The organism is Flectobacillus sp. (assembly GCF_049240685.1).
Lineage (GTDB): Bacteria > Bacteroidota > Bacteroidia > Cytophagales > Spirosomataceae > Flectobacillus.
The window spans coordinates 1-11,125 of sequence record NZ_JBMLSD010000197.1 but is presented as its reverse complement, the minus strand read 5'-3'; the positions used below and the strand labels follow the sequence as shown (position 1 = coordinate 11,125).

The window sequence follows — 11,125 nt, the reverse complement described above, 5'->3', positions numbered from 1 at the left end:
GAAAAATAAAATTTAAGATTATGCTTTGGGCTTTCAGAGAATGGCTTTTGGCCTTAGGTTTTGGGAAAAATGTATGTCTGTGGTTGTTTAAAATCGTTTTAGCACTATTTGCCTTGTGCCTGTTACCTTATGCCTAAAGTTTAACACTCTTTGCCTTATGCCTGTTGCCTTATGCCTAAAGACATAAATTAAATCTAATTTTGCGAGATTACTTTTCTTTTCAGAAAAAGATAGAAAATAAAAGTATTCTCTGAATTTATATTAAACATGAGTCATTCCTAATTGAGCGAATGAGTGATGACTCATGTTTATGAAAATTAGGGAGGATAATCCCAATCTTAAAATCTGAGATGACTCATGTTTGAGGCTAGTAAAATACGGATGAATGGCTTGAGACGCAATCATTGCGTCTCTACTGGTAGAATACATATTTTATAGAAACACTTTCTCGCTCAACCACGCAATTAGAGTTACTTTTTAAAAACGTTTTCAATGGGTTTTCCAACTTTCTCATTTGGGGCGTATTGATAGCCTAAGAATTGGGCAAGAGTACTTGCAAACTGACTTTGATAATACTGCGCTTTATTTTTTTGTTCTCCTGTGGCTGGTGTGTCTGGCCCCATTACCGCAAACCAGATTTGGTCAGAATAGGCCGTTCTGAAACTATGATCGGTCCATCCTGATTTAGGATATTGACCGCGACCATGATCGGAAGTAATAATAAGGGTGGTTTTATCCTTGTATTCTGGTAAAGATTGTACCGTATTCCAAAGGTCTCTTAGATATCTATCGAAATTATTGGCCGCTTTTAGATAACCATCATAATTCCCCGAATGAGCATAGTCATCCGTTTCGTCGAAGGCTAAGAACAACACTTTTGGTTTTTTGGTTACTAGGTATTCTTTGGCCAAAAAGTAAGTAATAAAATCATGTCTATCGGCAATTTGGCTAGGCGTGCTTTGTTGTATTTCATTCAACAATTTTTCTTTCGGACTTGGATTCAGAACCAGCTCTTTTCCTGAATTTACAGGTATTTTACTTCTTTTTTCATTAATAATAAAAGGAAAACAGTCCCAAGTTGAGAAGGCTGCGATTTTTCCTTTAAAAGCAGGTTTTTTATGCAAAAACTCTAATACTGTTTCATTTGGATTATCAATATGGTCATTACTGGTAATTCTTTCATCGTCGGGTGCGCCAGTGAGGAGTTCGTTGTAACCTGGGTACGAAAACCATTGCTGATTGGTGACATTCACAAAGTTATCGAAGTGTCTATTGCCATAAATCTGACCCTTTTCGGAGACAACATCCCACATAAAAGGCATAAGTTTGGCTCTACTAGCTCGAGGTGGACCACCAAAACGGTCTAGTAAATCCCTTTTACTTTTGGTATATTTTTCTTGATTGAGTAAGGCTGTGTCTAATCCATTAAACACCTCAAGCCAGCGAAATCCGTCAGTTGTAATCAATATAACTTTCTCGGTTTTGTGCTGTGCTTGTGCCGCAAAAGCACCTAGTAACAATATGAAGAACAAACTTAAACTTTTCATTTATATAAAGGTTTTAAACATTTTGACCTTCTAATTCTCAAAGGTCTACGATTTTATAACAATAAATTCGAGCAATAGTTTTTTGTAAAAGTCTAAAGGCTGTACCAGACAGTCGGTAAGTTTTGCTTGTTCGTCCCAAGCTCTGAGTTGTAGGCTCTTTTTGAAAAGCGGGTGTTTTTCAAACACTTCTGCCTCTGAAGGGGTCATTACCCCGCCTTGATATTTTAGGGTAGTTTTGCTGGCTTCAGAAAGTTGCTCGTAATATTTTGGATATTTAAACGTCAAATACCTTTTGGCTTGTACATGATTTTTTACCAAGGTTGCCATTTCATCAGGCAAGCCTTTTGAAAGTAAAAATTCTGCGCCAAGGATTTCATGCCTCAAATGCCCCATTCCTTCCATGTTTTCAGACTCCTCCATCGGCAACAAATGTCCAATGTCATGAAAAAAAGCCGCCAAAACAACCAAAGGCGACTCCTCGGCATCGAGCGCCAATTGACCTGACTGTAAACTATGCTCAAGTATATTGACAGGCTCACCGATATACTCGTTGCCCCCTTGTAGTTCGAATAACGAAAAAATTTCGTCGACCACTGTTTGATAGTTATTTTCCATAATATTTCAAGATTGGATAAAAGTCTAGTAAAAAGAAAATAGTGAGACAAAGCCTCACTATTTCTACGCATCATTAACCACGCTTGGAGGTTATTTTACGTTAACGACCGTTAGCGATATTATATGAACTCCCACTTTCCATTCATTCTTGCGGCTAATGAATTCACCATATAAGAATTTAAAACTATTTTAACAACCAGAAATCATAGTTTATATCGTCTTTACCATCCGTAAACTGACGTTTTAAGGCAGCCTCCACGTTGGTTTTGTTTGTAGTAAATTCTGACTGAGGATATTGGAAACGTTTCGGGATTTTTGTACCATTACCTGTACCTGGGCCAATCAAGAAGGTTGGGATACCTGTACGACGTTGGTTATAAAACGCTTCATAGCCTGAGTTTTGGAAGAAAGCTACATATTTTTGCTTCAAAATCTGGGTCAAACCTTCAGCGTTGTTTCCTTTGTACTGAACGGTAGTTTGTGTAAGATAATTAGCAGGCATGGTTGCTCCGTAAAATGCCATCGAAGCTTTAATCCCTTGCTCATACCAATTTTGAGCATTGCCTGTAGCCCAACCACGGTTGATTCCCTCTGCTATGTTGAAACACATTTCTGAATAACTCAAAATGAAGGTATTTTCACCCGCATAATTGCTATAATAACGCTTACGACTTTGGAATGAATATTCTCCTTTCAATACTTTTGTAGACATATCCGCCAAATCTTCGCCAGAACTTGCTCCCTCATAAGCATCCACACTAGTTGCAGGAATACCAGCTTTGATTTTAGCTTCGGCAGGCTCAGCGACAATAAACAAGCGAGGGTCATTATTTTCTTTTAAGATATCGATGTAAGTTTTTGCCATATTCTCACGAGTGGCATTGTTACCAAAGTTATCGGGATTGCGAGGATATTTGTTATTGCTCGACCAAACATATTGTAATGCCTCGTCGTTTGAGGTCATTAAAGGGTATTTGGTTGGATTATTCAGGATATTAGCAAACTGCTGTTTTACTTGTAAATCAGTATCATCGGCCTTCTTGCTCAAATGAATCAAAACGCGTAATTTCAAGGTATTAACTGCTTTTTGCCATTTTACCAAATCCCCGTTGTAGTAAATGTCTCCTGACAAAGACTTATCACTTGCTGCGATTAAGGTAGTCAAATCTGTGTTGGCGTCTTCCAACCATTTTAATACTTGAACAAACACTTCTTTTTGGGTATCGTAAGTAGGTTGATCTACCTCCAAACCTTTCAAGGCGTCTTTTACTGGTAAATCTCCAACAGAAAGCGTCATTTTTGTATAAAAATAAGCACGTAAAAACTTACCAATCGCATTGTAAGGATTTACCGCTTTTGCGCCACTACGAATGGCTTCACCTTCCATTTTAATTACGTTTTTCAACGTAGTAAATTGTAAAGATGCCGAAGTCCAATTGTATTCGTTACTACTGTAATAATTGTAGTTTGAACAATAGAACTGGTTATTGCGCATGGCGTCGTTCCAAGCGCCTTCGTTCATATTACTAAGAATCGTTCTAAGGCTCAGTTCGGCTGGAACTGAAGTAGGCAAATTGGGATTTTTTTCTAAAACTGCGTAATCGTTACAGCTCGATAGAAAACCTACCATACAAATTGCTGCTATATATTTTTTCATGGTTGTATTTGCTAAAAATTGAGGACTTTTTTAGTTCGTAAAACGGGGAGAGAATTTCCCTCCCCCGAAACAATTAGAATACCAAGTTTAGGTTTACACCAAAACGCTTCATGGTTGGTGTCTGAAGACCCGTACTTGTACTCAAACCTGTGTATTGATCTAAGTCAACACCTGAATGTTTGCTGTCTACGAAGTAGAAAAGATTACGACCTACAAACGAGACAGAAGCTTGTTTGAATGGTGTACGGCTCAACAATTGAGCAGGAACGTTGTAAGAAATTGTGATTTCACGGATTTTTGAAAAAGTCTTACTCATCATGTTACCTTCAGAAGTTGAGTAGTAACGACTGATATAATCCTGTACAAAAGTTTTGATATCGTTTGGAGCAAACTTCAATTGGCTCATGTTTGTGATTGCACCTGTAGTTGGGTCATACGTAGGAGTTCCTTCTACGATTTTTACGCCTTCACCGATGTATGATTTGATACCTTTTACGTCTTGCTCACGAGCAGCACCCAAAGCACCTTCTACTGTTTCGATATTACGTCCACCACGGAATGACTGACGACGGATGTAGTCTTCTATAACTCCACCTACACGACCGTCTAATAGGATATTCATTGACCAGTTTTTGTAACTAAACTTGTTGTTGATACCATATACCCAGTCTGGATTTGCATAACCTTGGAAAGTAGAACGAGGTAAAACAATCGGACGACCACCTGCATCATTGATAATTTGACCATCAGGAGTACGAGCATAGGTCGATACAATTACTGGGTCGATTCTGTCGCCGATTTTAAGGGTAATATTTGAAGGGTTACCACTTACAAAGTAGTTAGAAGGTAATGAAGTAATATTTCCATAGATTTCTTTCAATACCTCTTTATAAGTCGACCAGTTAACCATTACATCCCATTTGAAGTTTTGAGTTTTTACTGGTGTAGCCTTTAGAGACACTTCCCAACCTGTTTTTTGTGTACGAATACCGTTTACGATAGCATTGGTATAACCTGTAGTTTGTGACAAATCACGGTTGAAGATACGTGGACCATCGTTAGATACGAAGTAAGTAACTTCGCCCGAAAGTCTGTTTTTTAAGAAACTTAACTCTAAACCAGCCTCCATTTGCTCTGTTGAGTTTGGTTTCAAGCTTGCATTATCCAATCTGTCAGAATATGATGCTGAAGGCAACAAGTTATAACCCGGTGCAATTGTGTAGCCCACTGAGTTTGCATAACTTGGGCCATCATAAGAAGAAGCATAGTCGACACCATAACCTACAGGGAACGAGCCACTTGGCGTAGAGCCAATCGTTGAGCGAGTCAAACCGTCTTTTACGTTGGCATAAGATGCACGTGCTTTCAAGAATGAAATAGCAGATGGTAATGTCACATAATCAGAAATTACAGTACTCAAACCAAATGATGGATAGAAGAACGTGTTGTTACCTTTTGGTAAAGTAGAAAGGTGGTCAACACGACCTGTTGCCGATAGGTTGATATAGCTTTTGTATCCTAAGTCAGCTGAGTAGTACGCACTTTGTACTTCCATGTCTGAGGCAAAACTGAATGCTTTCACAGGACGAAGTGAGTTTGCGAAAGTGTATACACCCGGTGTGTTCAAATAGTCGGTTGTAACAAAACTTGAACGATAGCTAAAGCTACGAATATTGGCACCAGCCCATACTTTTACATCAAACGCATTATTATACAACTTGCTATATTTCAACAAGATATCAGTGTTATTTTCGAACAAAGTACGTTTGTCTTCACGATAATCACCTTTAGCTTCCTCACGACCATAAGTTGTGGCAGAATAAGGTAATTTTTCATTTCTAAACAAATCATAAGAAGTTATTGAAGTACGACCTGTCAATTCGAAATTGTCGTTGATTTTATAGTTCAATGAAGCATAACCATAAATATCATTTTTGTAGTGGCCTCTTGTCCATTCGTAAGCTACAAAGTAAGGGTTGTTGTAACGTTGATATTCAGCATAGATTTGCTGGATACCTTCTTTGCCTGGCTGCCAGTAGTTACGCAATTGGTCAACATCCCAGTCTGCGCCTCCCCAAATCACCATGTTGTAAATCAAGGAGTTTGGTCCGTAGTTTACATCTGGTACGTTTGGTGTTGACTGACGGTTGAAGTTGATATTTGATTCCAAACGAAGTTTTTTAGAGAAATTAACCCCAGCCGACATATTGAAGTTAACAGAATTCAACTGCGTATTTGGCACGATACCTTTTTGGTAGCTATTTGATAATGAAAAACGCAAGTCAGCTTTTTCAGTACTTGAAGAAATCGCAATGTTGTTGTTTGATTGCAAACCATCACGCAAGAAGCGAGTCAAGTTGTTTTTACCACGCGCAATCCAAGGCGTACCTTGACGGACACCATTCACGATAGGCGAGTCATATTGTGGAATCAATTGACCTTCAAATTTTGGTCCCCAGATGTCGTAGTCGCCGTCATTTTTACCGCCACCACGACCATCTACGAACTCATATACTCCGTGGTCTCCAGGTCCATACAAATCCTGAACTTTCGGAATAGCGTTGAAGCCACTTTCTACCATCGTTGAAGAGTTAAACTCAACGGAAAAACCACGTTTATCTTTAGAACCTTTTTTGGTAGTAATCAAGATTGCCCCATTTTTACCACGGAAACCATACAAAGCCGCCGCGTTTGGCCCTTTCAATACCGAATAGGTTTCAATATCATCTGCAGAAATATTCCAAGTATCAGAGTTGATAGGAACACCGTCTACAATAAACAAAATGTCAGTGTTGCCACGTAAAACTAAGTTTGGACGTCCCAAAATTTCTGAGGAAGCCCCTACTGTCAAGCCTGCCACTTTACCACTCAATGAGTTGATAGCATTTGGCTCACGAGCCTTGATTAATTCGACACCCTGAACCGACTGAATTGAGTTGGTAAGAGTTCTTTTGTCTTTAGAAATACCCAAGGCAGTGGTTACTACTTCTTGAAGCATTTTTGACTCTTGTGCAAGGCTAACATTGATATTTGTTTTGTTGCCAACTGCAATTTCTTGTGAAGTGTAACCAATAAAACTAAAAACCAATACGTCGGTTGACTTAGCATTGATTTTGTAACTACCATCAGCACCTGTCGAGCTACCTTTGTCGCTACCCTTTACTCGAACCGAAACGCCAGGAAGCGGACTATTATCTTCCGAAGCACTTACTTTACCAGAAATTTGTCCGAATGTTGTGAGCGAACAACAAAGGAGTAATACTGGAACAAACATCGAGGTCATAAACCACGTAAAATTGCGCTGAAACCTCCCAAGCATGGGTAAAAGTTTTTTCATTTGATTGTGTGTTTTGTTTTTTGATAGAGGAAAGAAATGGGTGAATCGAGTACCAACGTAAAATTGAACGGGTTAGGACAAAACTAAGGACTCGAAAAAATCTCCCTTTGAAAACGATGCAAACCTACAATCATAAAATAACCCTACCTTCACGCCTGTGTTAAGCATGATTGAAATTTTATGGCCTAAACGATAGCGTATTTGTTTTTTGTGTTAGTAAAATATTAAGTTAAAGTAAAAAACGGCAATTCGGCATCATATTGCCGTTTTTTATCTATTCTATACTCCTAAAAAACGGATACCTGATTTGTTTTTAAACTGAAAAATTTGATTAAAATAGAAGTAAGAGGAGATGACTAATACGATGCACAAGGTAGGTAACAATTGCGCAAATGCATTGAGCAGGTCTAGCCAAGAAATAGGATTTTTTCCAAAATTCTTAATGAGCAGAACCAGCACACTTCCTAAATAACCACAGAAATCTGCGGTATAAAACAAAAAACCTACGTTACCCCTCTCGTTAAGAGCCGCCAAGAGTCTGTCGAAAAGTATTCCGTTAAAAGGCACATATACCATGTACAAACCAAGTCCATTACACACCATCCACCAATAACCCGTAATTGAGCTTCCGTTGTAAAGAAGTGTACTAATTAACATCAATATACACCCGCCACAGATAAGCAAATGATTAAACCAAAGTGCGTTTTTGTGATTTTTGATTAAAAATGCAACCCCCGTCATAATACTAATCAAAATGCCGATGATAATTTCGGTTTCAGAAAAAATCCTGATATCAGAAATACCGAGCTCTTTCCAGATTTCAACCCCAAAGTTGTCTCGAATGTCTCTAAAGATGGTCATTAATACATAAATGCTTACCAACAATACCATTCCCAGACCATATTTTTTCATAAACTTCCTTCTTTGTTTGGCAAACATCGGTACTCTTTCTACCCTCTCTAGCTTATCTTGGGCATCGGGCTTAGGAACGCTATTCATTCCCCATACAGCTAAAACCAGTAATGGAAAAAAGAATACTCCAATCACAAAAGGCATCCAAAACTCGTTGATTCCTAAGTCTAAAGCCCATCTCGAAACCGATTTGATGATTCCTGAGGATACTATAAAACTTACTGCCAGTCCAGCACCAAGCAAATCGGTGATTCTGCGTCCTTCGAGGTAGCTAAATACTAAACCAAAAATCATCCCCAAACCCAATCCGTTTAGATACATAAACATCCAATTGTCGGGAGCAGGTACCAAGGCAAACATCAGCAGACAAATTTCGGCGTAAAGAATCATCCCAATGATATACAGCATTCGATGATGAGGTTTTACCTCAGCCACCACCTTTATACCCATCCCCTTGGCGGTGGCATAGCCAAGCACTTGCGCAACTACCAAAATAATCTTGTAGTCGATACCCCACAATGATATACCAGAATAAATCGCCGCTGAAAAGGGCTTTCGAAAAGCATACATGCAGAAATAGGTACAGAAGGCCATAGTTCCCAAAAATAAGCCTCTCAATAATGGTGAACTTCTTTTTAATAAAGTATGTAAATTGGTACGCATGAAAGTTAAGCTAGATGAATCATTTAAACAATAATAACCAGCTGGTCTGCCCCGAGCGAGAGGGTCGAATTGTATGGTTATTATCTTTTTCTGACAAGAATACAAATAAAACAACTTGTATCTCAGCATATTAATGAGGCTTAACCGACATTTAATATTTGCTTAAAAGTACTATTGCTACCTTTGGTTAGGCGATTTGGCCATGCCACGCTTCTTATTATTTAAAGTCCACAAAACAAAGAATCTTCTCTTATGAAACCTATTGAGTTAGTCGTGTTTGATATGGCAGGAACTACCGTTACCGACCGCCATGAGGTAGAAGTATGCTTTATGCAAGCAGCAGCGCGCACAGGCTTAAGTGTTACGCCAGAACGTGTACTTGCGCTACAGGGATATGCCAAAAAACAGGTATTTGAAATGCTTTGGGTGGAGCTTCTTGGAGAGAAACATACAGAACTATCCTCTTATGTTGATATCTCATACACAGAGTTTTGTACCATTTTAGAAAATCATTATTTAGAACATGACATTTTCCCGACAGAAGGATGTTTAGAATTGTTTGACTATCTCAAAACGCAGGAAATTAAAATTGCCCTAACAACTGGTTTTTATAGAAAAGTAGTAAATATTATTTTGGGAAAATTAGGCTGGCTCAAAGGACTTGATAAAAACTATAAAAGCGATGGTTCGGGCATTATCGATTTATCAGTGACTCCAGATGATGTACTAAAAGGACGTCCTGAGCCACAAATGATTTTTAAGGCTATGGAAGTATTAGGCATTAAAGATGCCCAAAAAGTAATCAATATTGGAGATACTCCCTCCGACCTTAAATCGGGTATTCGTGCAGGAGTTCGACTTTCACTTGGTGTAACTAACGGTACACATACACGCAACCAACTCAATATCCATAGAAACGACGGTTTATTACCGAATTTATTGGCTCTAAAACCAATTATTGAAGAAATAAACGAAAAAAGTTTAGCATTGTAACCGTTCGAAAACGCATTTGTTCCGAAATGTCACTCTTTGGTAGATTTGGCTAAAAAGAATAAGAGATGAAAAAATATGATTTGATTGTTGTAGGTGCTGGAAACCTAGGAACATTCCATGCTTATCATGCTTTACAAATGGGTAAGTCTGTTTTGATGATTGAAAAGGACTCTGAACCAATGGAAGCAACAGTTCGCAATTTTGGACAAGTAGTACCATCAGGACAAGCCCTAGATACTTGGTTTGAATATGGTAGACAATCTCTGGAGATTTACCAAAGTCTTCAAGATTTAACTGATATTACTGCTCGAAAAAATGGCTCATACTATTTTGCTTCAGATGATGATGAGGCAAAATTATTGGAAGAGGCACGTGCTTTATTCAAAATCAGAGGATACTCCTGCGAATTACTAAATAGGAAGGTCTGCTACGAAAGAATGCCTCTACTCCAAAATGAATATTATAAATTAGGGCTCTTTTTCCCTTCCGAATTTTCGGTGGAGCCCCGAACTATGGTTCATAAAGTACGTGAGATTTTAATCAAAAAATGGAATCTGAGTTTTGTCAATAATACAACCATTACTGGCTGTGAAATCAAAAACGGTTTGTGTGAGGTTACGAGTTCAAAAGGAGAAAAATTCTATGCCAGTAAAGTAGCCATTTGTAACGGTAGAGATTTTAAAGCACTTTTCCCTCAAACTTTTGAAGAAAGTGGTATGAAAGTGAGCAAACTCAATATGATGTCTACCTATCCTCTCAAAGATGTTCAAATAAAGGGTAATATCTTGTCAGGTTTAAGTATTAGACGCTATGATAGCTTCAAGTCTTGCCAATCATATCCTCAGATATCCCAACCAGAATGGCAAAAACCATACAACGCTTGGGGAATTCATATCTTATTCAAACAGGCACTGAACGGTTCTATTATTATTGGTGACTCACATGAATACGCTGGTGTCAACGAAAACGCCTCCTTGGATTTTGGAATCAACATGGACATCAATCAATTGATATTAACAGAAGCTCAAAGAATCCTAAAATTACCTCATTGGAATATCCAAAATTATTGGGCAGGCTATTATTCACAAACTTCGGATGGAGGAATTTTTGAATATCAAATAGAAGACAAAATTTATATTGCCACAGGCATCGGTGGGAAAGGTATGACCACCTCCCCTGGATACGCACTAAAAAGAATCCATGATATTTTCCCGAAATAGGTAATCCGGCAGATTAAAACCAAAATTAGAGTTTAAGGCATTAAGGTTTCAGTTTTAATAAAAATAAAGATGTGGCGAGTCGGTAATAAGAGGTTATTTATAAATAGTCTAATTACTGGACAAAACGAGAAAAGGTATTTAGACTTTTTCAATGAATGTTTAAAAACAGTTTAAAACTGTT

The 11,125-nt window shown here is 38.2% G+C and carries 7 protein-coding genes; 2 read left to right on the top strand and 5 right to left on the bottom strand.

Translation table 11 applies throughout. The annotated features are described in order from the left end of the window. Positions 1-470 precede the first annotated feature (470 nt). The 5 genes from ACOVQ4_RS09010 to ACOVQ4_RS08990 form a co-directional block, all read right to left on the bottom strand. Positions 471-1,547: an alkaline phosphatase family protein gene (locus ACOVQ4_RS09010; protein ID WP_421820322.1), complete on the bottom strand. Its 1,077-nt coding sequence runs from the start codon at positions 1,545-1,547 to the stop codon at positions 471-473. Between the two features lie 45 nt (positions 1,548-1,592). Then, positions 1,593-2,162, bottom strand: a complete 570-nt coding sequence (locus ACOVQ4_RS09005; RefSeq protein ID WP_421820321.1) for an HD domain-containing protein — start codon at positions 2,160-2,162, stop codon at positions 1,593-1,595. A 184-nt stretch (positions 2,163-2,346) separates the two neighbouring features. Beyond that, a complete protein-coding gene (locus tag ACOVQ4_RS09000) occupies positions 2,347-3,819 on the bottom strand; it encodes a SusD/RagB family nutrient-binding outer membrane lipoprotein (protein ID WP_421820320.1) in 1,473 nt (490 codons plus the stop codon). Between the two features lie 73 nt (positions 3,820-3,892). Further along, positions 3,893-7,156: a SusC/RagA family TonB-linked outer membrane protein gene (locus ACOVQ4_RS08995; RefSeq protein WP_421820319.1), complete on the bottom strand. Its 3,264-nt coding sequence runs from the start codon at positions 7,154-7,156 to the stop codon at positions 3,893-3,895. 279 nt (positions 7,157-7,435) lie between these two features. Beyond that, complete coding sequence (locus ACOVQ4_RS08990) at positions 7,436-8,731, bottom strand: DUF5690 family protein (protein WP_421820318.1); 1,296 nt, start codon at positions 8,729-8,731, stop codon at positions 7,436-7,438. A 252-nt stretch (positions 8,732-8,983) separates the two neighbouring features. Between ACOVQ4_RS08990 and ACOVQ4_RS08985 the strand changes: the two genes are divergently transcribed. Both ACOVQ4_RS08985 and ACOVQ4_RS08980 read left to right on the top strand, forming a co-directional pair. Beyond that, positions 8,984-9,724 (top strand): HAD hydrolase-like protein, encoded by a 741-nt coding sequence (locus ACOVQ4_RS08985; RefSeq protein WP_421820317.1) that lies wholly within the window; start codon positions 8,984-8,986, stop codon positions 9,722-9,724. Between the two features lie 65 nt (positions 9,725-9,789). Continuing rightward, positions 9,790-10,944 carry a TIGR03364 family FAD-dependent oxidoreductase gene (locus tag ACOVQ4_RS08980; protein WP_421820316.1) on the top strand — a complete coding sequence of 385 codons (1,155 nt, stop codon included), beginning with the start codon at positions 9,790-9,792 and terminating at the stop codon, positions 10,942-10,944. Positions 10,945-11,125: the final 181 nt, after the last annotated feature.